Source organism: Gaoshiqia hydrogeniformans (genome assembly GCF_049347105.1).
In the GTDB taxonomy this organism is placed as follows: domain Bacteria; phylum Bacteroidota; class Bacteroidia; order Bacteroidales; family Prolixibacteraceae; genus Gaoshiqia; species Gaoshiqia hydrogeniformans.
Window position 1 is genome coordinate 3,570,356 of record NZ_CP186334.1, and the last position, 21,860, is coordinate 3,592,215.

The window sequence follows — 21,860 nt, forward strand, 5'->3', positions numbered from 1 at the left end:
AGGTAAAAAAAGCTGAGGGATTGCCTGCGCAGGAGGATTAAATATTCGACTTTTTCGTGAGGCAATTCCGGTTTTGCCGGCGTCGGACAGAATTTCTTTCCGTTGCATCCGGCTTTCCGGTAAGGACAAAAGCGGATTTTGAATGTGAGGTATTGATTATTTCATACCTGTTAAAACTATTTTTAACAGGTATGAAAATAAATTTTAACAGGTATCAAATTATATTTTGACAGGTATTAAAAATTGCAGCGCTACTGACAAAAGGTTTATCGGGTGCCGACCCGCCGGGTGGGAGATCAGGACAAAAAGACGAGGGGGAGCCTGAGGCATAAAAAAGGCTGCCGTTTCGGGCAGCCTTCGCTGTATGGGATGTAGCTGAAATTTATAAGGGAAACAGGCCGTTTTCGCGGCAATAGCGAATGATTTTTTCCGGATTTTTACCGTTGTTGACCGACTCAAGTACCAGTTTCGGATTCGCGGGGATATCGAAAGACATATCAATCCCCGGCACATATTTCAGGTCTTCCTGTTGGTAGAACTCGGGTTTGTTTGCCCGGCAGAAGTCGAGACTGGCGTTCATGTAAAACAGGTGGAAACGGTCGTCGCCAATAATTTTAGACACCTGATCCCGTATATTTTTGTCGGGCGAAATGAACGAACAAATGGTAATGATGCCCTGGTCGTTCAGCAGGCGGCAAACTTCGGCAACCCGGCGCAGCAGTTCGGCGCGGTCGGTGGGCGAGTAGTCCAGTTCTTTCGAAAGGCCCGAGCGCACCGAACTTCCGTCGAGCAGGACCACGGTGGCGCCCATTTCAAATAATTGTTTCTCCAGGCTAAAGGCCATTTCGTTTTTGCCCGAGCCATGCAAACCGGTAATCCAAAGCGTAGCGCCTTTCTGGTTATACCGTTTTTGGTAGGCCTCTTCGGAAATCAGCCCTTTGCCACGTCGAATTTGTTCGCGGTCGTTGTCGCTGATGCGCGAAGGCAGATTGTCGGCGCTGAGCTTGTCAATAATCATTCCCACGGCCACGGTATTGTGGCTAACCGGGTCGATCAGTACAAACGAACCGGTACTTTTGTTTTTCTTGTAAGGGTCGAAAAACAGCGGCTTATTGGTGGTCAGCACCACGCGCCCGATTTCATTCAGCTCGAAATGATTAATTTCTGATTTTTGCAGCGTGTTGACATCGATCTTGTACTGAATTTTGTCGACGCGGGCCTTGGTATTGTTGTTGGCGTGTTTAATAAAGAACTGGGTGGTCGGGTCCATCGGTTTTTCGTCCATCCAAACCAGCATCGATTCGAAATGTCGTTCCATGCGCGGCAGGTTGTCGGGATAAACAATCATGTCGCCGCGCGAAATATCAATTTCGTCTTCGAGGGTGACCGTGACCGATTGGGGCGGGAAGGCTTCCTCCAAATCGCCGTCGTACGAAATGATGTTTCTTATTTTCGACGTTTTACGCGACGGCAGCACCATCACGGTTTCGCCTTTACGGACCAGGCCGGAGGCCACACGGCTCGAAAAACCGCGGAAATTATTATCGGGTTTCAGCACGTATTGCACCGGGAAGCGCATGTCGTCGAAATTGCGGTCGGAGCTGATGTGTACCGTTTCCAGGAAGTCGAGCATACACTTTCCTTTATACCAGGGCATTTTGTCCGAGGGCTCAACCACGTTGTCGCCTTTCAGGGCCGAAAGGGGAATGAAGTTCACGTCGGGAATATCCAGTTGGGCAACAAAGTTGGTGTAGTCCTTACAAATTTCATCGAATACATTTTGGTCGAATTCCACCAGGTCCATTTTATTGACGGCCAGCACCACGTGTTTGATTCCCAGCAGAGAAACCAAAAAGGTGTGGCGACGAGTCTGGGTAATCACTCCTTTGGTGGCATCGATCAGGATAATGGCCAGGTTAGCGGTTGAGGCGCCGGTGACCATGTTCCGGGTGTATTGTTCGTGCCCCGGGGTGTCGGCGATAATAAATTTCCGTTTATTGGTTGAGAAATAACGGTAAGCCACATCGATGGTGATGCCTTGCTCGCGTTCGGCTTTCAGCCCGTCGAGCAAAAGCGCGTAATCAATGTCCTCGCCGGCGTGACCCATGCGTTTGCTGTCGCGTTCCAGGGCCGAAAGCTGGTCTTCGTACAACTTTTTGCTGTCGAAGAGCAGGCGCCCGATCAGGGTCGATTTGCCATCGTCGACCGAACCCGCGGTAAGCAGGCGGAGCAGGTCTTTTTTCTCGTCCTGATCGAGAAAGGCTCGTATGTCAATATTTGGTGTTGTCATATTTTGGGTTGTCATCGTTTTTGTTGTTATAATTAGTTGTAATTGTTGTCGTTGTTGTTCCTGTCAGGCTTTCCAGTTGGTTTCTGATGTTTAGTTAATGCGATCACATTTTTGACATTGAAAACAATGACAACGATGATGTCATCAATGTAAACTTGCCCCGACACCCTTTTAAAAATACCCTTCCCGTTTTTTTTGTTCCATGCTTCCTTCCTGGTCGAAGTCGATCACCCGCGTGGTGCGTTCCGAAACGGTCACCGTCATCATTTCTTCCACGATCTTTTCAATGGTATCGGCTTCCGATTCGATGGCGCCGGTTAGCGGGTAACATCCCAGGGTGCGGAACCTGACCTTTTTCATTTCGGCTTTGGCGGCCAGCTCTTTGGGCATACGCTCGTCGTCAACCATAATCAGGTTACCGTCGACACTGACCACGGGACGCTCTTTGGCGTAGTACAGCGGCACAATGGGAATGTTTTCGAGGCGGATGTATTGCCAAATGTCCAGTTCGGTCCAGTTCGAGATGGGGAATACGCGAATAGATTCGCCTTTATGTACCCGGGCATTGTAGATGTCCCATAATTCGGGGCGTTGGTTTTTCGGGTCCCACTGATGAAACTTGTCGCGAAACGAGAAGATTCGTTCCTTGGCGCGCGATTTCTCTTCGTCGCGGCGGGCGCCTCCGAAGGCGGCGTCAAATCTATATTTGCTAAGTCCTTCGAGCAATGCCTGTGTTTTCATCACATCGGTATGCACCTTACTGCCATGTGTGAATGGCCCGATGCCTGACTCAAAGCCTTGTTTGTTGTAATGCACAATCAGATCCCAGCCGTTTTCTTTGGTGTAATTGTCGCGAAAGTCGATCATCTCGCGAAATTTCCATTTCGAGTCGATATGCATCAGTGGGAAAGGTACTTTACCCGGGTAGAAAGCCTTTTCGGCCAGCCTGACCATAACCGACGAGTCTTTTCCGATCGAATACAGCATCACCGGATTTTCGAACTCGGCAGCAACTTCGCGGATAATATGTATTGCCTCAGCTTCCAGCTCCCGCAAATGCGTCAGCGTATATTTATTCATAATGTTGATTTTTCATTCCACTTTTGGCCAACGCCTCCAGCCCATTTGTAATTAGCTTGCAAAAATAACTGAATCTGCCGAAGATTGATAGGTATTAATTCTTATTCTTACTAAAATAAGATGTCCTGGTTTTATCCCGGTCATGTTTCGTTCCGTGTATTTTTATGAGTGATTTTGCAGTAAAGGATACGAAAGGAAATAAAAAGTTCGTTTTTGTATTGCTATGTGTTTTCCTTTTGTATATATTTGTCGATTATATCGTTCTAAAAGATAGAAAAGGAAATTTTTTTCATGCGCCCGGATTTTCGTTTTTAGTCCGGTTGCGTGGTTCGGCCTGATTGGTGTATGGTTGTTTTGCTGGGTGAGCTTGTTTGTGATGATGTAAGCGGGCGCGGAAGTGGCGGACGGTTTTTTTTGTTCCGGGAACGCAGCCTGAGGGATAAATTCTGAATGATTCTTTTTTTTTTTTAATATTTCTGCCTTATGTGGTTTCGGTTCAGGCAAATAAGATTAGCAGGAAGCAATGTGTTATAATATGTAATAGAATTTTTATAGATATGTAATGATTCGAAATTATTTTTGGAAATAGAAACAAAAACAGAATTTAAATGATGACACTACGATTTTCTTATTTTAAAATCACTACCGTCGTTTTTCTTTTTCTTTCTTTTGGCTGTACCATGCTGGCTCAGAAAGCAGAGCGAAATTATGTTGATTTTAAAGACGTGAAAGAGTTGCATGACTATTTCAGTTATAAGGGCGATGGCTCTGTCTTGATCAGCGGGCACCGGGGAGGCCGTGAACGGAAATTTCCGGAGAACAGTCTGGAGGGATTTCAGAACGTATTAAACCAAATGCCGGCCTTCTTTGAGATTGACCCGCGCCTGACCAAAGACAGTGTGATTGTGTTGATGCACGACGAAACATTAGACCGGACGACCACCGCCACCGGTAGGTTGGCCGATTATACCCGGGCCGAACTTCAGTCGGTCAGACTGAAAGACAGCGAAGGAAACGTTACCTCGTGCAAGATACCAACCCTGGAGGATGTTATTCGCTGGAGTAAAGGAAAAACGGTTATCAATCTGGATAAGAAGGATGTTCCTTTACCTATGATTGCTGCACTGATTGAAAAGCATCAGGCCCAGAATCATGTCATGCTTACGGTGCATACCGGGGCTCAGGCCAGGTATTATTACGACCGGTTCCCCGGGATCATGCTGTCGGTTTTTGCCCGTAATGCCAAAGAGTATGAAGATATTTCCATTGCAGGAGTTCCCTGGGAAAATATGATTGCATACGTGGGCCGAACCATTGACGAAACCAACGAAAAAATTGTAAGTGAGTTAAGATCGAAAGGGGTTCGGTGTATGGTATCGTATGCCCCAACACACGATAAGCTGGAAACGAAAGCGGAACGCGAAAAGGCCTACCGGGAAGAAATAAAAAAGCAACCGGATATCATCGAGTCGGATATCCCTACCGAGATCTGGTCTGTCCTGATAAACGAGATTTAACATGCAATTCATACACTTTTAACAAAAACCAAGCTTTATGAAACAAACACTTGTTTCTGTCACTTTAAAATCTTAACTAAATCAAATTAATGAACGAAAAATGTAAATCTATGAACAATTTGTGTTTATTCGATGGCGATATTCGATGGCTGCAAAAGAAAATAGGACTTACTGTTTTTATTTTTTGTATTTCAACTTTGCATTGTTTTTCATCTGGAAGTTACATCGAACTAACAGGATACTCAATTGAAATTCAAGATGCAAATGTGCAGCAACAACGTACTATTGCAGGTAAGGTTACCGACGAAAACGGAAAACCTTTACCAGGAGTGACTATTACTGTTGTAGGAACAACCAAAGGAGTAATTACGGATAACGATGGAACTTATTCGATTGCAGTTCAGCCAACAGATAAATTGGTTTTCTCATTTATCGGGATGGAAAGCCAGATTGTCGATATTGGAAATCTGACAGTGATCAATATTAAAATGAGTGAAAAAATTGACGAACTGGATGAAGTAACAGTTGTTGCTTTTGCCAAGCAGAAAAAGGAAAGTGTTCTTGCATCCATAAGTACGGTCAAAACAGAAGAATTAAAAATTCCTTCGAGCAACCTGACAACGGCATTGGCGGGCCGTGTATCTGGACTTATTTCTTACCAAAGAAGTGGCGAACCGGGGCAAGACGATGCCAGTTTTTTTGTACGTGGGGTCACTTCGTTTTCCTATGCCCGGGGCCCGTTAATTCTAATCGATGGAGTTGAAATGTCATCTTCAGACTTGGCACGCCTTCAACCTGATGACATTGCCAGTTTCTCAATTATGAAAGATGCTACGGCAACCGCATTGTATGGAGCAAGAGGTGCAAATGGTGTAATCCTGGTTACTACAAAGGAGGGACGGGAAGGCCCTGCAAAGATATCATTCCGATATGAAACGTCCTTTTCAACACCAACTCAGAATGTCAAAATAGCAGATCCGGTCACCTACATGAAACTGAATAATGAGGCCGTATCAACGCGTGACCCTCTGGCTATTATGCCGTATTCAAGACAAAAAATTGATTTCACCGAACGGGGAATAAATCCATTGGTTTTCCCTGCTAATGACTGGTATGGTTTGTTGTTCAAAAGATTTGCTGTCAACCAACGGGCAAACTTTAATGTCAGCGGAGGAGGGAAGGTGGCAAGATATTATATAGCAGCAACATACAATCAGGATAGTGGTATCTTGAATGTTGACAAACAGAATAATTTTAATAACAATATTGATCTGAAAAAGTATCTTTTAAGATCAAATGTAAACATCAATATAACCCCAACCACTGAAGCAATCGTTCGGCTTCATGGGACATTTGACGATTATACCGGCCCAATTGACGGAGGTTCTGCGTTGTATAAGAAAGTTATGCGTAGCGACCCGGCATTATTTCCGGCTTATTATCCGCACACCGATAAGACCTCCCACATCCAGCATATTCTGTTTGGAAACTACGATGCCGGTAATTATATCAATCCCTATGCTGACATGGTTAAAGGATATAAGAATTATACAAAGTCTTTGATCCTGGCTCAGTTTGAAGTGAAACAAAATCTGGACTTCATTATGGAAGGATTAAATCTTCGGGGATTGTTCAGCACTAACCGGAGTTCATATTTTGATGTTTCAAGAAGTTATAAGCCATTTTATTATAACGTTTCAAATTACGACCGGATAAATAATACCTATGAACTTTCAGTCCTGAACCCGGAGGCCGGCACTGAATATTTGGGATATAGTGAAGGAGAAAAAGAGATTTCGGCCACAACTTATTCTGAATTAGCAATTAATTATGATCGTACTTTTAATAAAAAGCATGGTGTCAGCGGCTTATTGGTTTCAATTATGCGTAATTATATCGAAGCCAATGCCGGTAGTTTGGAATTATCTCTTCCGTCCCGTAATCTAGGTGTTTCAGGAAGGTTCACATACAGCTACGACAATCGTTATTTTTCGGAGTTTAACTTTGGGTATAATGGCTCTGAAAGGTTTTCCGAAAAAGAACGATTCGGTTTCTTTCCATCTTTCGGCGCAGCCTGGTTTATCTCGAATGAAGCATTTTGGAACCCCCGCCTAAAAAATATCATTTCCAAATTGAAGCTTAAAGGAACTTATGGTTTGGTGGGCAATGATGCTATAGGAAGTGCAGAGGACCGCTTTTTCTATATGTCCGAAGTAAATATGAACAATTCATCAAGAGGGTATACTTTTGGAGAGGATTATGGATATTCGTTAAATGGGATTTCTATCTCAAGGTATGCCAATGAATTAATCACTTGGGAAACCGCATATAAATCAAATATCGGGATTGAAATAGGATTGTTGGATGATTTCGAGATCATGATCGACATGTATCATGAAAACAGGAAAAATATCTTAATGAACCGATCCAATATTCCTTCAACAATGGGTTTGCAGGCAACGCCTCAGACGAATGTAGGAGAAGCAACAGGCAAAGGGATTGACTTTTCTGTCGATTACAACAAAGCCTTTAAAAATGGATGGTGGGTGGCAGGAAGGGCAAATTTCACTTATGCAAAGTCTAAATATAAAGTATATGATGAAATTGATAATACCAATACTCCCTGGTTGAGCAGAACAGGACAAGCAATTGGGCAACAATGGGGATATATTGCTGAACGGCTGTTTGTCGATGAGTATGAAGTAAAAAACAGTCCGGTCCAAACCTTTGGAGAATACATGGGGGGAGACATTAAATACCGGGATATTAATAATGACGGCGAAATTACATCATTAGACATGGTTCCGATCGGATATCCTACTACCCCAGAAATAATTTACGGATTCGGTTTATCAGCAGGCAATAAAAAGTTTGATATCTCTCTATTTTTCCAAGGTCTAGCCAGAGAATCGTTCTGGATTGATGCAAATGCAACACACCCTTTTGTCGACAATGACGGAAATAACAGTATCATTTCCAAGAATGCACTTCTGAAAGTTTATGCAGACAACCATTGGTCTGAAACAAACCAGGATATTTATGCACTTTGGCCTCGCTTGTCAAATCGGGTTATTTCCAACAATACACAAAGGAGTACATGGTTTATGCGAGATGGTTCTTTTCTTCGTTTAAAATCAGTCGAATTGGGTTATACAATTCCCGAGAATATGATTAAGAAGTTACACATGAAAAATCTGAGATTGTATGTGAGCGGAACAAATCTGCTGTGTTTCAGTAATTTTAAACTATGGGATCCGGAAATGGCGGGAAACGGATTGGGTTACCCCATTCAAAAAGTTTATAACGTTGGACTTCAACTATCATTTTAAAACTATCTGAAAATGAAAAGATTAAAACTTATACCCACAATATTATTAATGATACTCGGTATATCGTGTGCTGATTATTTGGATGTTGTCCCTGATAATGTTGCTACAATTGACTATGCATTCCGTAACCGAGAAAGTGCAGAAAAATACCTTGCAACATGTTATTCATATTTACCCGATTTTGGATACATACGGGATCCTGCCATGATGGGCAGCGACGAAATATGGAGCCACGATATTGACAGGACCGAGCATGTTTATCAGAACACATACTACCTCAAATTGGGGGGACGACAAAATGTGAGCGATCCGTTACTTAATTTTTGGGATGGACGACAGGGAGGTACCAATCTTTTTATCGGGATTCGTGACTGTAATATTTTTCTGGAAAACATTTATATAGTGCCAGATATTACTGAAGCAGAAAGAAAACAGTGGATCGCCGAGGTGAAATTTCTAAAAGCATTCTATCATTTCTATTTGATGCGGCTTTATGGTCCAATCCCGATCATTCGCGAGAACATTCCAATACATGCAGGAATTGAGGACGTACAGGTGTTTCGCGAGCCAGTTGATGAAGTTGTTGGATATATTGTAGAACTGATAAATGAGGCTGTGCCTGATCTGCCTCTCGTAATTTATGACCGGATTACCTCTTTGGGCCGTATAACTCAACCAATAGCCCTTGCAGTAAAAGCCGACGTTTTAGTCACGGCTGCCAGCCCTTTATACAATGGTAATACCATTTATTCCGATTTTGTTGATTCGAGAGGGATTCAATTGATAAACCAAAAATATGATCGTGAGAAATGGGGCATTGCCATGCAGGCATGTAAAAATGCAATTGATACGGCTCATTTGGCAAGTCATGCTTTGTATAGGTTCATTGATTTGTATTATGGACTTTCCGAAGAAACTCACCGAATAATGACATTGCGGAATGCTTTCACCGAGAAATGGAATGAAGAAGTAATCTGGGGATATTCCAACGGTACTTTTAATGCTTTGCAAAGACATTCAATGCCATATTTTACCCATGAGCAAATGATGTATATCAGAACGGCTCCCGATTTGGGTCCTTCAATTCATATTGCTGAACAATTTTATTCAAAAAATGGTGTTCCAATTGATGAGGACGAAACATACGACTATGACAACCGGTTTAAAACGTCAACGGTTTCTTCCGATCAAAAATACTATATTCAGGAAGATTTTGAGACTGCAATTTTGCATCAATACCGGGAACCACGTTTCTACGCATCGATTGCATTTGATGGAGGAATATGGTTTGGAAACGGAAGGTATAAGGATGTTGGTAAAGGCACTGCCGATGAAACTTCCTGGGTTGTGAAAAACAAAATTGGCGACCCTAGTGGGAGGGCATCAGATTGGAGGTATTCCAAAACCGGCTATTACACCAAAAAGTGGGTGCACTATCAAACAACGGTTACCACATCGGCCATCGTATATAGCAGTATCGTATATCCTATTTACCGGTTAGCTGACCTTTACTTATTATATGCTGAAGCAAGAAACGAATATTCCGGTCCTGACAGCGAAGTTTATGACTACATTGATATGGTTCGTGAGCGGGCAGGCTTAAAGGGCGTTTTGGAAAGCTGGGAAGAGCATTCGAAGTATCCAGATAAGCCAAAAAGTAAAGATGGTTTAAGAAATATCATACGACAAGAAAGATTAATTGAGTTGGCTTTTGAGGGGAAAAGGTTTTATGACATCAGAAGATGGAAAATTGCCGATCAGATATTGAACCAACCGGTTCGGGGCTGGAATATGGAAGGCAGAACAACCGAGGAATATTATCACCTGGTTACTTTTGGAGAACTTGTTTTCTCTACGAAGGATTATTTCTGGCCAATGAGACAATATTCATTGAGACAAAATTCAAATCTGATCCAAAATCCGTATTGGTAAATACTTAAATGATGAAGATTACTCCATTAAAATTTAGAAAGATGAAAAAGTACATATTTTTCTTTTGCTCCATTTGCCTCGCGGTCTTTCTTGCAAATTGCGAGGATGAAATAAGAAATGTTCAGTATCCCATTGATAACATTCCCCCAAAAAAGGTTGAAAACGTTGTCGTTGAAAACCTTCCTGGTTCTGTGAAGCTGACATACGAATTGCCTGATGAGCAAGATCTGCTGTATATTAAAGCGTTATACCCTCTCTCGACTGGAGAAACAGGAGAGATAAAAACATCCGTCTTCAGTAATAAGATGCATATTAAAGGTTTCGGAAAGTCTAAAAAGCATACAATTCAACTTGTCTCTGTAGATAAAAGTCAAAACGAGTCGGAACCTGTTTCGGTGGAAATTGAACCCTTTGATTCACCGATTTATGAAATATTCAATAGCTTGAAAGTATTGACTGCTTTTGGTGGGTTTACAGCTAAATGGGAGAATCCATTAAACGAAAACATCTCTCTTGAGATTTCAGAAATAGATACTATTAACCAATTTCATAACTTTTTGGATATCATCCATTCATCACAAGCTGATGCATCCTATTCTGTACGAGGAATGGATACGACTTATCGAAAGTTTTCTTTTTTCATAAAAGACCTGTACGAAAATTTTACAGATACACTGGAAGTTGGCTTAAAACCGTATTTTGAACAGCAAATCCCATTGTCAGGTATTAAGGCGCTACCCATTCCTCCCTATTTTCAACTGTTCGGGGCTGGTCGCGATGCTTCTCTGATGTTTGATGGAAATCAAAGCACATCAATGTATATTCGGGCCGGAAACATATACGGTTATATGCCTTGGTTTACTGTTGATATGGGACTGAAAGCCGTATACTCACGTTTTATCCTTTTCCATCGGAATGGTTATGAATGGACTTTGCACAATATGAGAGAATTTGAAATATGGGGAACCAACTCCGCAGAAACAGCAGCTGAACATGATCGTTTGCCAGACGAATGGAAACAAGATCCTAACTGGATATTTCTTGGTGATTTTAAATCAGTAAGACCTTCTGGAGGTACCGTTGGACAAACACCTACTTCGGAAGACATGGAGTATATCCTTACAGGTGATAAGTTTGAGTTTCCTCTCGGAATACCTGCCGTACGATACTTGAGATGGAACGTAATCAGTACCTGGAGCAATTCAACTGGTGTTCAGGCGCCAAGGGCTTATTTATACGGGCAAATTGTAAATTAACAGTATAAGATCATGAAAAATATATCTTTAAACACATTCTTTATTTCCTGCCTTGTTTTTTTCTTTTCTGGTTGTTCTAAAATGAATGATTTACATAGTGAATTTCTAAAAGGAGGAGAACGGGTTTATATCGGAAAAGTTGACTCTTTGAAAACTTTCGCAGGAGATGAACGGATTAAGTTGCAATTCTGGGCTTCTGACCCTCGGGTCAAGTCTTTAGTATTCTACTGGATACCCGGCAACGATTCTCTAATTGTTGATATTGATAAAACATCTTCGGGAGACTCTTATGAAGTTTTTATCGGGGGACAAAACAGCCCAAAAGTAATATCTGAAGGAAGTTATACATTAAAAACGGTTACTACAGATAATCTGGGTAATTATTCTCTTCCGTTTGCAAAAATAATTAATGTTTACGGAGATCAATTTCGATCTAATCTTTTCAATAGAAGGTTGCAGTCAGTAGAATACCAGGTTTTAGATGGATCGGTATTATTGTATTTTACCGGACCTGTTAATGATAAAGAAATAGGAGTTGAAATCACTTTTGATGATATGGATGAAATAGCTCGAAAGTTAATTTTATTGAATTCTGAGATTACTAGTCCGGTAAAGCTTTCAAATGTAAATATATCTAATGAAGTATCGTATCGTTCTCTATTTTTGCCTGAACCTTCCGCCGTCGATACTTTTTTCATTTCAAAAACGATAATTGAAATACCAAATTAGAAGAAATAAGGAGTCGCATTCTGGTTTGTCAACAGTTGCTTAAATTCAAATCTTAGCAACTGTTGACAATATTTTATAGTATTTTTTACGGCCAACAGTGCTGTTGTTCGTTATCTAAAAAAAACAACAATTATTAAAAGATTGAATAGTAGGATATTAACCACTCAAAAACAAACTATGTCATCATTTTTAAGCCCCGACCGGAGGCGCTGGTTTATTGTAGCGATCATCTTTATCATCACTGTTTTTAGTTATGTCGACAGGCAGGTTGTTTCGATACTAAAGCCTATTTTGAAGGACGAGTTTTCGCTTGACGATGTCGGGTATGCTTTAATCATCAATGTTTTCACGATCTGCTATGCTTTGATGTACCCGGTTTCGGGCTGGCTGGTCGATAAGTTTGGCGCCCGGAAGATCATGTTTTGGGGTGTGATTACCTGGTCGCTCAGCTCTATCGGGAGCGGTTTGGTGCGGACGTTGTTTCCGTTTGTTTTTTTCAGGAGCCTTTTGGGGCTGGCCGAACCAACCACTTATCCGGCACAAATAAAAGTAGTAACCAAATGGTTCTCCGGGAAATTGCGCGCTACGGCTAACAGCATATCGGTGGCCGGCGGTACCATCGGATCGGTTATTGCCCCGCCGTTAATTGCCTGGCTGGTTATCTCCTTTTCCTGGCATGCCGCATTCATTATACCCGGTGTAATCGGTATTCTTGTTGCGCTGATCTGGTTTTTCGTTTATAAGGAACCGCCTAAAGGATATGTTCAGGATACGATTTCTGCTAAAAACTCTTCGGGCGAATCAATTTCTTTCAGTTGGGGGCAACTCTGGAGCAAAAGAAGTTTGTGGGGAATTTTGCTGATCCGCTTTACCACCGATCCGGTGTGGTATTTTATTTTATTCTGGTTACCCGGGTTCCTGATGGAAGAATCGGGGCTGAGCCTTTCCCAGCTGGGAATGGTCGGCTGGATTCCTTTCCTGGTTGCCAGTTTGGGTGGAATCGCCTCATCGGCCTGGTCCGACTGGATGGTGCGGCGCGGAAAACCCGCTCTGCGTTCCCGTAAAACCATGCTCAGCTACGTGGCTTTTCTGGCCCCGGTAATCCTGATCCCCGACAGTCTGGGAGTGGCTGTAACCATCATCAAGTTCAGCATTCTGGCCGCCGTGGCTTTAAGCTGGATTTATACCGGCAGCGTGCTGATTGCCGAAACCTTCCCGGTAAATAATGTGGCCAGCGTACTGGGCATTGCCGGAGGATTTGGAGCAGGGGGCGCTGTTATTTTTAATTACCTCATTGGTCAGTACATGACCAGCGTGGGAACTACCGGGATTTTTATGGCAATGGCTGTCCTTCATCCGCTGGCCTTGTTCATATTGTGGAAAATGATACGCCCGGAAATTCCCAAAGAAGCGGTTTCTCTAAAATAAAACCACTAAAAACAAACAGATATGATAAAGTTTCGATTGAAAAACAAACTGTGGTTATTTCTCTTTTTGCTGCTGATTGGTGAAACCGGTCAGGCGCAGAAAGATACCCTTTCGTTCCTGCACATCACCGACCTGCACGTCATTTTTAACCAGCCCGGCTACCCGGCTGACTTGATGGAATACCGTAAACAGAAACAATACGACCAGGGGGAAAACCGGTTGCGGGAGTTTTTACAAACCGTTCCCGGAAAAACCAACAGCGATCTGGTAATTGCCACCGGCGACCTGGTTGATTTTTTTGAATCCAACACCGCAGATAACCGGATGCTGGATTTGCAGGCCGAACAGTTTTCCCGCCTGCTCGACGATTACCACGTGCCGGTTTTTCTCACCCTTGGCAACCACGACCTGTTTTCGTTTAACTGGGAAAACGGCAAACTGACCCATCACCAAAATTCGGCAGGACAGGCGCGCGCTGCCTGGATACGCAATGTTCCCTGTTTCCGGAACGGAACCTATTACAGCGAATCCTTTCAGGTGGGACAAACCAACTATCAGTTCATCTTTCTCGACAACAGTTTCTACCGGTTTACGGGCGAAGATAAACGGGAAGTTCCCTACATTGATAAAGCCCAGTTGTACTGGCTGAATACCCGTTTAAGCGAATCGGCTGATGATGTGGAAATTATTTTCATGCACATCCCGTTAAAAGACCCGGTTACACAGTCCGAGTATTCAAAAGAAATTTATTCGGCATTGGCACAACACCCTTCTGTGAAACTGATTTTTGTCGGGCACCACCACAAAAACGAGATCAAACGTTTTCCTTTCGGAGAAAACAAGGAGATGGTGCAGGTACAAACCGGCTCACTGGTTCAGGAAACGAATAGCTGGAGGTTAATCCGGCTAACAGAAAATAATATTTTAGTTTCTGTTCCGGGCAAAAACAAAGAAGAACTGATAATTCCCATCAATTAATCATCAGTAAAAGAACGATAACCCACTAAATTGTAATAAAAATGAAACACCGTAAAATGTACTCCATCCTGATGGCGCTTCTCGTGGCGGGCTTTTCGTGGCAGGCAGGCGCACAGGTACAGAATGCCGATGTACACGAGTTTCCGGGCTTCAAACAAATGAAGCTGATGAGCTACCGCTACAACATCAATATTCCGGATATTGACGGCTACCAGACGCTGAAATGCGATTTTCATATGCATACTACTTTTTCCGACGGGCACGTGTGGCCAACGATGCGGGTGGTTGAAGCCTGGAACGACGGGCTGGATGCCATTGCCATCACCGACCATATTGAAATGAAAAACCGGAGAAACAAGGACATCCTCCAGATCGATCTGAACAAATCGGGTGATATAGCCGTGGAGGCCGGTAAAGCAATCGACCTGCTGGTTATTCGCGGGGCGGAAATTACCCGGAAAAAACCACTGGGCCATATCAATGCACTTTTCGTTCAGGATGTCAGCAAAATGGATATCCCCGACGAACTGGAGGCCGTGAACGAAGCCGTCAAACAGGGCGCCTACATCCAGTGGAACCACCCCGGATGGCCCGACGACCAAAGTACTTTCTATCCGGTACACCAGGAATTGATCGCGCAGAGAAAGATTCACGGCGTGGAAGTGTTCAACGGATCGGAGTTATATCCCAAAGTGCTCGACTGGTGTGATGAAAATAACCTGGCATATCTGGCGAATACCGACCTTCATTATGCCAGCGCCAACTCGTACCGGGAGAAATTACACCGTCCGATGACCCTGGTTTTTGCAAAGGAACGTTCGGCAGAAAGCATCCGCGAAGCATTGTTTGCCGGGCGCACACTGGCGTATTTTTACAATCATCTGGCCGGAAAAGAAGAATTCCTGAAACAGATTGTTCAGAAATCGCTTTCGGTAAAAGTCATTAACGCCGAAAAAGGCACCATTGAAATCAGTAATCATTCGGATCTTACCTACGACATCCGGTTTGGCGATTACATGTATTCCGTTCCGGTGTACGCGAACCAAACCCTGCGTATTGATATTCCTTCAGGAACCGAGGTGACTTTTACCAACTGCCTGATCCGTCAGGATAAACAATTGACCATGAAGTTGTGGTAAGATTATTTAGTATAAACTGATAAAAAAGAGATATGGAAAAAGAGATAAAAACAATTATTGAACCGGAAAAGAAATTACCGGTACGAATGAATGTGGATGTGTTGGTAGTGGGTGGCGGCCCGTCGGGAATTATTGCCGCGCAAGCGGCTGCCGAAGACGGGCTGAAAGTAGCCCTGATCGAAAGCCGCAGTTTTTTGGGCGGTAACCTCACCATTGGGTTGCCCATCCTGGGTTTCCTCGGACAAAAAGGGAACCAGATCATCAAAGGCCTTCCGCAGCAGTTTATCGACCGGCTGGCCGCGCAAAATGCCGCGAGCGAACACCGGCCCTGTCCGTTGCACATGGGCATCACCCTGGTGGAACCCGAAGCAGTGAAAGCCGTTTCGTTCAATATGCTGAAAGAAATCGGCGTTGAAGTGATGCTGTACACCTTCTTTGCCGGGGTGATCATGGAAAATGACAAACTTCAGGGCATTATCATCGAAAGCAAAGCGGGCCGCGAAGCCATTCTGGCAAAAGTAGTCATCGACTGCACCGGCGATGCCGATGTGGCTTACCGCGCGGGCGTTCCCTGCGAAAAAGGAAACGAAAACGGCGGTATGCAGCCCCCTACCCTCATGTTCAGTCTGGGCGATGTGGATACCGACAAGCTCCGCATGAGCATTACCGAAGAACCCCGCACCTACCTTACCGATTTTATACCGGCCGAATACTTCGGACAAAACCAGCAGTACATTCTGGTTGGACTGCGAAATATTATGCAGAAAGCCAAAGACGACGGTATGTTGCTGCCTACCGAACGGACCATCGTGATTACCGGTCTGAAAAAAGGCGAAGCCTGGATCAACATGACCCGGGTAAACGGGGTGGACGGCACCGACCCGGTGAGCCTCACCGAAGGCGAACTGGTGGCCCGTAACCAAATCGACAGTATATTCAAATACTTGGTCAACTATGTTCCCGGATTCGAAAATGCCCGCATGTTGCGCACCGCCCCTTTCTTAGGCATCCGCGAAACCCGCCGGATTGTAGGAAAATACATTATGAACCAGGAAGATATTTTAAGCTGCGCCCGTTTCGATGATGCCGTGGCCGTGGCCAGTTACCCGCTCGATATCCACCATCCGGTGGGCGGCGGATGCACGCTCGAATGGAGCGGCGACTGTTACGATATTCCCTACCGTTCGCTGGTCCCGCTAAAAGTAGAAAACCTGTTGGTGGCAGGCCGCAGCATATCGACGACCCACGAAGCCATGTCGGCCATCCGCGTGATGGCGCCTTGCATGGCGATGGGCGAAGCGGCAGGTCGGGCAGCAAAGATGGCGGTTCGCGATGGTGTGCTGCCTTCTGAAATTAATGTTTCGAAGTTGCAAAAAGAATTGCTTGACAAAGGCGCCTACCTGAGGCCCTGACAGAAAATGATGAAAAAGAATGAAAGGCCAAAAATTTTCCATATTGGTTTTGCCTGAAAAGCGCTTGTTTGTAAAACTCATCCCGCTAATTGTTGCACTATTTCTGGGTTGCGAAAAAGACCCGGATTTACCGGAAAACAAGAAAGAAGAGTCCGGGACAGAACAACCGGCAACCGAAGGGAAAGAGTTCACAGTGATGTCCTTCAACTTGAGGAACGAAGGGAAAAACGACCCGCAGACACTCGATCAACGGAAAGAAAACATCCGAAAAACAATTTTGGATAATGATCCGGATGTGCTTGGGGTCCAGGAACTCGCTGTCGACTGGATGTCGGATTGGCTGAGCGACCAGCTGAATGCGGCAGGTTACGACAAATATTTGTCGTCGGGACAATTTGGCTCGCCCAAGATTATCTATTACAAACGAAACCGGTTTTCCCGGACTGCGCAAGGAACTTTCCAGATGCAATTTGCCGACGACCGGGCCGGAACATGGGCAATTTTGCTCGACAAAGAGACCAACAGCCGGTATTTTTTCTGTAACAGTCACTGGACAACTGTTTCGTCAGCCGACCGGGTGGCAACAGCAAACGTGGTGCTGAATGTTGTGAAAACCAATTCGCAGGGTTTGTCGGTAGTCGTGTGTGGCGATTTTAATGCAACTCCGGGTACCACTGAAATTGCAACGATAAAAAACAGCAGTGGCCTTAATCTGACCTGTGCTCACGGAGAGATAGGCAATACCTATCATGCCTGGACAGGGGCGGGAAGTAAAAAAATCGATTGGATACTTCATTCGGGAAAACTTTCGGTGAAGGGAGCCAGCGTGATAACAACCAATCTCAATGGGTATTATCCATCCGATCATTTCCCAATCAAAGCATCTTTCGCTTTAAAATAGAAATAGTTTCAGTATATGAAGAGGAGAGATTTTTTCAGAGGAACAGCCGCGGCATCAGCCGGGCTGTTCCTCTCTGCAAACGGGATAATGGCTGGAAATTCCGGAGATAAAAAGGATTCTGTACACAGAATCCTCAGTTGCAATATCCGTGTGGCTTTGCCTGATGACGAGGAAAAAGGCCTTGGCTGGAGCACACGAAAAGAACTTTGTGCAAAAATTATCCGGAAACAAAAACCAGACATTATTTGTCTTCAGGAAGTATTGAAAATACAAGCCGAAGACATGCGCCGGTTTTTTCCTGAATTTGTTTCGTTTGGCTTTGAAGGCTCCGATATGGACCGTTACCCCGAAGGTTATCACGGTATTGCAAAAAACGTGATCCTATTCTCAAAGAAGCGGTACGAACTGGTTTCACAGGGTTGCTACTGGCTTTCGGAAACTCCCCATCTGGCAGGAAGCCTGTCGTGGGGAACCGCGCGGGCCCGACATGCCAACTGGCTGCGGCTGAAAGACCGTGCTTCAGGAAAAGAATTTCGGCTCATCAACATTCATCTCGACCATATTTCTCAATCGGCGCGGGAAGCCCAGATAAAAATGATTGTCGAAGAAACAGCCCAATACCCGGAAGATTTTCCGCAGATACTGGCCGGCGATTTCAATACCGGCGCTGCCAATCGGGTACTGGAAATGACCCGCGAAGCTGGATGGAAAGATTCGTACCCGGCGGTTCATGGAAATGCCGATCCGGGCTTTACCTACCATGCTTTCAAAGGGTCTGAATATACCGGAAAAACACAAGGCGACCAGGAAAACAGCTGCATCGATTTTATCCTCATGCGGGGGAAATTAAATGCCTCGGATGCGCAAATCATCCGCGACAACGAAAAGGGCCGTTTCCCCAGCGACCATTATTTTGTTTCGGCAGAAATCCTGATTTAGTTTGTTTTGGAGCTCCATCATTGTGACCGTTTTGAACGCCTGTTTATGCCGGTTCTTAACGAGGCCGGGATTGATTTGATGCTCTGTGGTCATATTCACAGGCAGTTGTACATTGGTAGGGGAGAAGCAAATAATAATTTCCCGATCCTGATTAACGCCAACGACCGGCGTGCAGAACTGTTGGTCAGCTCAAAAAGTATAAGTATTAAGCTGGTGAATACCTCCGGTTTTGTTGTTGATGAATTCCTGTTTAGGAAATAGCTCTTCCCGGATACGGGCTGTTCCTAAACCGATTTTCTGATCCTCAAGGCTCCGGTTTATACAATAATGAGTTCTACACCCATTTCTTCTACCGCCAGGGCAGTTGCCTTCGGTATTCCCGAGTCGGTAATAATTACATCGATCTTGTCCAGGCTGCAGATTTTTCCAAAACCTCTTTTCCCAAATTTCGAAGAATCGGATAAGATGATGGTACGCAGCGAAGCTTCCATCATGATTTTGTTCAAGGCCGCTTCCTGTATGTTGGAATTTGTAACCCCGTTCTCAATATCAATCCCATCGACGCCGAGAAAGAGTTTGGAGCAAGTCAGGTCGTTGAATATTTTGGCTGCAAAATCTCCGATTACGGAAAACGAATTTTTGCGGACAATCCCGCCCAGTTGAATGACTTCAATGTTGTTTACATTGCTGAGCAGCAGGGATGTTTTCAGGGAGGCGCTCACAACGGTCAGGTTGCTGGCCGGGTTTAATTCCTGGGCAAAGGTATGGGCAGTTGAACCGGAAGCGATGATGATGGAGTCGTTTTCTTCAATTAATCTACAGGCAGCCTGGGCAATCCGTCTTTTTTCGTCGGTTTTCATCTTCTCTTTCACCTGTAAGTTGATATCGGAGGTGTGAGGATTAACCGGGCTTGCGCTTCCGTGGGTCCGGTATAGTAGTTTTTTTTCCTCCAGGTATTTGAGGTCTTTTCTGATTGTCACCAGAGTTACATCAAGCTCTTTTGCGATATCTGAAACTTTTATAAATCCGTTTTTATTCAGTGATTCAAGAATGTACTTGTGACGCTCCGCAATGCTTAACATATTTTTGTTGATTATGATTTATCACAAAGATAGGCTTTTTTTAGTTCTTCTTTGTGTTTCGTTATGTGTGTTTTGATTGTTTTTTTGTATGTGATTGTCAAATAAAAGATATATAAAAGGAAATACATTATCCGATTTTTGTTGTTTTGTGTTTTCTTTTTATATACTTTTGTTGTGTGTTTTGAAATAAAAGGATAGAAAAGGAAATTTTAGGTATTTTATGATTTCGTTTTTAAGGTTTATTGATAATCGATATGAAAAGGAATAATTTATTGCAAAAAATAACTGAAGCTGGTTGTGAATACGATATGCTAGTGATCGGTGGTGGTGCGAGCGGCCTGGGCGTGGCTGTCGATGCTGCTTCCCGCGGTTATCGGGTGGCTTTGCTCGAGCAGGATGATTTTGCCAAAGGCACGTCGAGCCGGAGTACCAAACTGGTCCACGGTGGCGTTCGTTATCTGGCGCAGGGCGATGTGCGAATGGTGGTTGAGGCGCTTCGTGAGCGGGGGCGTATGCGCAGAAATGCCCCTCATCTGGTGAAAGACATGCGGTTTATTATCGGAAACTACAAATGGTGGGAACGGCCGTTTTATGCTATTGGACTTACCTGTTACGATGTCCTCGCCGGCAGGTTGGGCCTGGGCCGCTCATTACCCTTATCGGTGAAAAAAGTGAGAAAAGAAATTCCCGGCTTAAAGCAGAATGGTTTAAAAGGAGGAGTGGTTTACCATGACGGACAGTTTGATGACGCCCGAATGGCCATCTCACTGGCACAAACTGCTGTTGATCATGGGGGGATCTGCCTGAATTACGTGAAAGTAACTGGTCTTGAAAAAGATGCCTCGGGCAGGATATGTGGCGTGAATGCCGTAGATTTGTTATCCGGCAGGCTGTTCACGGTAAAGAGCAAAGTGGTGGTGAATGCGACGGGCGTTTTTGTGGATGAGCTGATGGCCTTGGATACGCCCGGCGTGCAGAAGAAGGTTCGTCCCAGCCAGGGTGTTCATTTGGTGGTCGACCGGAAGTTTCTGGGAGGAAAATCGGCTTTGATGATTCCGAAGACCATGGATGGACGCGTGTTGTTTGGCGTCCCCTGGCACGATAAGGTTGTTTTGGGCACCACGGATACTCCCCTGGAAAAACCGGAAACAGAGCCTTTGGCATTGGAGGAGGAGGTTGATTTTATTTTGGATCAGGCCGGCCAATACCTGGATCTGAAACCAAAGCGTTCAGACGTGCTTTCTGTTTTTGCCGGTTTGCGCCCTTTAGCCGCTCCGGTGAATGGAGATTCGAAAAAGACAAAAGAAATTTCGCGCAGCCATAAAATCTACCGGTCTGAGTCGGGTCTGCTCACGGTTACCGGTGGTAAATGGACTACCTACCGGGAAATGGCTGAGGAAATTGTTGATGAAGCCATCGGTGTCGGAGATTTAATCCGGAGGAAGTGTGTGACGGCAAATCTGAAACTGCACGGGTATAGCGAACAGGCTGACCGGTCGGCGTGGGATTATGTTTATGGTAGTGATTCGGAGAAGATCAACCGGTTAATTAACGAGGATTCAGAAAATGATCTGTTATTACATCCCGCGTATACGTTTAAGGCGGCGCATGTTGTTTGGGCGGTAAAAGAGGAAATGGCCCAAACGGTTGAAGATGTTTTGGCCCGGCGGGTGAGGGCTTTGTTCCTGGATGCGAGGGCCGCGATTGAAATGGCGCCGAAGGTGGCTTCCATCATGGCGAAAGAACTGAAGTATCCGGAAGAATGGATCCAGCAACAGGTGCGTAATTTCACTTCGCTCGCAAAATGTTATCTTGTTAGTTAAAGGAAGAATACAACCAAATAAAACC

General features: G+C 44.5%; 16 protein-coding genes. 13 read left to right on the forward strand and 3 right to left on the reverse strand.

The window, feature by feature from the left end; genetic code table 11:
- Nucleotides 1–382 precede the first annotated feature (382 nt).
- Nucleotides 383–2,290: a sulfate adenylyltransferase subunit CysN gene (cysN, locus tag ACOIT5_RS14370; protein ID WP_423126850.1), complete on the reverse strand. Its 1,908-nt coding sequence runs from the start codon at nucleotides 2,288–2,290 to the stop codon at nucleotides 383–385.
- 171 nt (nucleotides 2,291–2,461) lie between these two features.
- The gene (cysD, locus tag ACOIT5_RS14375; protein ID WP_423126851.1) at nucleotides 2,462–3,370 is read right to left on the reverse strand and encodes a sulfate adenylyltransferase subunit CysD; all 909 of its coding nucleotides are present in this window, start codon (nucleotides 3,368–3,370) and stop codon (nucleotides 2,462–2,464) included.
- Nucleotides 3,371–3,978: 608 nt separating this feature from the next.
- Between cysD and ACOIT5_RS14380 the strand changes: the two genes are divergently transcribed.
- From ACOIT5_RS14380 to ACOIT5_RS14435, 12 genes are all read left to right on the forward strand, one after another.
- The gene (locus tag ACOIT5_RS14380) at nucleotides 3,979–4,887 is read left to right on the forward strand and encodes a glycerophosphodiester phosphodiesterase family protein (RefSeq protein WP_423126852.1); all 909 of its coding nucleotides are present in this window, start codon (nucleotides 3,979–3,981) and stop codon (nucleotides 4,885–4,887) included.
- A gap of 89 nt (nucleotides 4,888–4,976) precedes the next feature.
- Nucleotides 4,977–8,216: a SusC/RagA family TonB-linked outer membrane protein gene (locus ACOIT5_RS14385; protein ID WP_423126853.1), complete on the forward strand. Its 3,240-nt coding sequence runs from the start codon at nucleotides 4,977–4,979 to the stop codon at nucleotides 8,214–8,216.
- 12 nt (nucleotides 8,217–8,228) lie between these two features.
- The gene (locus ACOIT5_RS14390) at nucleotides 8,229–10,148 is read left to right on the forward strand and encodes a RagB/SusD family nutrient uptake outer membrane protein (protein WP_423126854.1); all 1,920 of its coding nucleotides are present in this window, start codon (nucleotides 8,229–8,231) and stop codon (nucleotides 10,146–10,148) included.
- A gap of 41 nt (nucleotides 10,149–10,189) precedes the next feature.
- The gene (locus ACOIT5_RS14395; RefSeq protein ID WP_423126855.1) at nucleotides 10,190–11,404 is read left to right on the forward strand and encodes a DUF4959 domain-containing protein; all 1,215 of its coding nucleotides are present in this window, start codon (nucleotides 10,190–10,192) and stop codon (nucleotides 11,402–11,404) included.
- Nucleotides 11,405–11,416: 12 nt separating this feature from the next.
- Nucleotides 11,417–12,133: a DUF4998 domain-containing protein gene (locus ACOIT5_RS14400; protein ID WP_423126856.1), complete on the forward strand. Its 717-nt coding sequence runs from the start codon at nucleotides 11,417–11,419 to the stop codon at nucleotides 12,131–12,133.
- Between the two features lie 177 nt (nucleotides 12,134–12,310).
- Nucleotides 12,311–13,561, forward strand: a complete 1,251-nt coding sequence (locus ACOIT5_RS14405; RefSeq protein ID WP_423126857.1) for an MFS transporter — start codon at nucleotides 12,311–12,313, stop codon at nucleotides 13,559–13,561.
- A gap of 21 nt (nucleotides 13,562–13,582) precedes the next feature.
- A complete protein-coding gene (locus ACOIT5_RS14410) occupies nucleotides 13,583–14,539 on the forward strand; it encodes a metallophosphoesterase family protein (RefSeq protein ID WP_423126858.1) in 957 nt (318 codons plus the stop codon).
- 41 nt (nucleotides 14,540–14,580) lie between these two features.
- The gene (locus tag ACOIT5_RS14415) at nucleotides 14,581–15,678 is read left to right on the forward strand and encodes a PHP domain-containing protein (protein ID WP_423126859.1); all 1,098 of its coding nucleotides are present in this window, start codon (nucleotides 14,581–14,583) and stop codon (nucleotides 15,676–15,678) included.
- A gap of 32 nt (nucleotides 15,679–15,710) precedes the next feature.
- The gene (locus ACOIT5_RS14420; protein WP_423126860.1) at nucleotides 15,711–17,090 is read left to right on the forward strand and encodes an FAD-dependent oxidoreductase; all 1,380 of its coding nucleotides are present in this window, start codon (nucleotides 15,711–15,713) and stop codon (nucleotides 17,088–17,090) included.
- A gap of 19 nt (nucleotides 17,091–17,109) precedes the next feature.
- The gene (locus ACOIT5_RS14425) at nucleotides 17,110–17,991 is read left to right on the forward strand and encodes an endonuclease/exonuclease/phosphatase family protein (protein WP_423126861.1); all 882 of its coding nucleotides are present in this window, start codon (nucleotides 17,110–17,112) and stop codon (nucleotides 17,989–17,991) included.
- Between the two features lie 15 nt (nucleotides 17,992–18,006).
- Nucleotides 18,007–18,930, forward strand: a complete 924-nt coding sequence (locus ACOIT5_RS14430; protein WP_423126862.1) for an endonuclease/exonuclease/phosphatase family protein — start codon at nucleotides 18,007–18,009, stop codon at nucleotides 18,928–18,930.
- A gap of 45 nt (nucleotides 18,931–18,975) precedes the next feature.
- The gene (locus tag ACOIT5_RS14435; RefSeq protein ID WP_423126863.1) at nucleotides 18,976–19,191 is read left to right on the forward strand and encodes a hypothetical protein; all 216 of its coding nucleotides are present in this window, start codon (nucleotides 18,976–18,978) and stop codon (nucleotides 19,189–19,191) included.
- 56 nt (nucleotides 19,192–19,247) lie between these two features.
- On the opposite strand, the gene ACOIT5_RS14440 is transcribed toward ACOIT5_RS14435, so the two are convergent.
- Nucleotides 19,248–20,012 (reverse strand): DeoR/GlpR family DNA-binding transcription regulator, encoded by a 765-nt coding sequence (locus tag ACOIT5_RS14440; protein WP_423126864.1) that lies wholly within the window; start codon nucleotides 20,010–20,012, stop codon nucleotides 19,248–19,250.
- A 254-nt stretch (nucleotides 20,013–20,266) separates the two neighbouring features.
- Between ACOIT5_RS14440 and ACOIT5_RS14445 the strand changes: the two genes are divergently transcribed.
- Nucleotides 20,267–21,835 carry a glycerol-3-phosphate dehydrogenase/oxidase gene (locus ACOIT5_RS14445; protein ID WP_423126865.1) on the forward strand — a complete coding sequence of 523 codons (1,569 nt, stop codon included), beginning with the start codon at nucleotides 20,267–20,269 and terminating at the stop codon, nucleotides 21,833–21,835.
- Nucleotides 21,836–21,860: the final 25 nt, after the last annotated feature.

Excerpts from the sequence above, each read along its gene's own strand:
- cysN (WP_423126850.1), bottom strand. The coding sequence starts at position 2,290 with ATGACAACACCAAATATTGACATACGAGCCTTTCTCGATCAGGACGAG.
- cysD (WP_423126851.1), bottom strand. The coding sequence starts at position 3,370 with ATGAATAAATATACGCTGACGCATTTGCGGGAGCTGGAAGCTGAGGCA.
- ACOIT5_RS14380 (WP_423126852.1), top strand. The coding sequence starts at position 3,979 with ATGATGACACTACGATTTTCTTATTTTAAAATCACTACCGTCGTTTTT.
- ACOIT5_RS14385 (WP_423126853.1), top strand. The coding sequence starts at position 4,977 with ATGAACGAAAAATGTAAATCTATGAACAATTTGTGTTTATTCGATGGC.
- ACOIT5_RS14390 (WP_423126854.1), top strand. The coding sequence starts at position 8,229 with ATGAAAAGATTAAAACTTATACCCACAATATTATTAATGATACTCGGT.
- ACOIT5_RS14395 (WP_423126855.1), top strand. The coding sequence starts at position 10,190 with ATGAAAAAGTACATATTTTTCTTTTGCTCCATTTGCCTCGCGGTCTTT.
- ACOIT5_RS14400 (WP_423126856.1), top strand. The coding sequence starts at position 11,417 with ATGAAAAATATATCTTTAAACACATTCTTTATTTCCTGCCTTGTTTTT.
- ACOIT5_RS14405 (WP_423126857.1), top strand. The coding sequence starts at position 12,311 with ATGTCATCATTTTTAAGCCCCGACCGGAGGCGCTGGTTTATTGTAGCG.
- ACOIT5_RS14410 (WP_423126858.1), top strand. The coding sequence starts at position 13,583 with ATGATAAAGTTTCGATTGAAAAACAAACTGTGGTTATTTCTCTTTTTG.
- ACOIT5_RS14415 (WP_423126859.1), top strand. The coding sequence starts at position 14,581 with ATGAAACACCGTAAAATGTACTCCATCCTGATGGCGCTTCTCGTGGCG.
- ACOIT5_RS14420 (WP_423126860.1), top strand. The coding sequence starts at position 15,711 with ATGGAAAAAGAGATAAAAACAATTATTGAACCGGAAAAGAAATTACCG.
- ACOIT5_RS14425 (WP_423126861.1), top strand. The coding sequence starts at position 17,110 with ATGAAAGGCCAAAAATTTTCCATATTGGTTTTGCCTGAAAAGCGCTTG.
- ACOIT5_RS14430 (WP_423126862.1), top strand. The coding sequence starts at position 18,007 with ATGAAGAGGAGAGATTTTTTCAGAGGAACAGCCGCGGCATCAGCCGGG.
- ACOIT5_RS14435 (WP_423126863.1), top strand. The coding sequence starts at position 18,976 with ATGCCGGTTCTTAACGAGGCCGGGATTGATTTGATGCTCTGTGGTCAT.
- ACOIT5_RS14440 (WP_423126864.1), bottom strand. The coding sequence starts at position 20,012 with ATGTTAAGCATTGCGGAGCGTCACAAGTACATTCTTGAATCACTGAAT.
- ACOIT5_RS14445 (WP_423126865.1), top strand. The coding sequence starts at position 20,267 with ATGAAAAGGAATAATTTATTGCAAAAAATAACTGAAGCTGGTTGTGAA.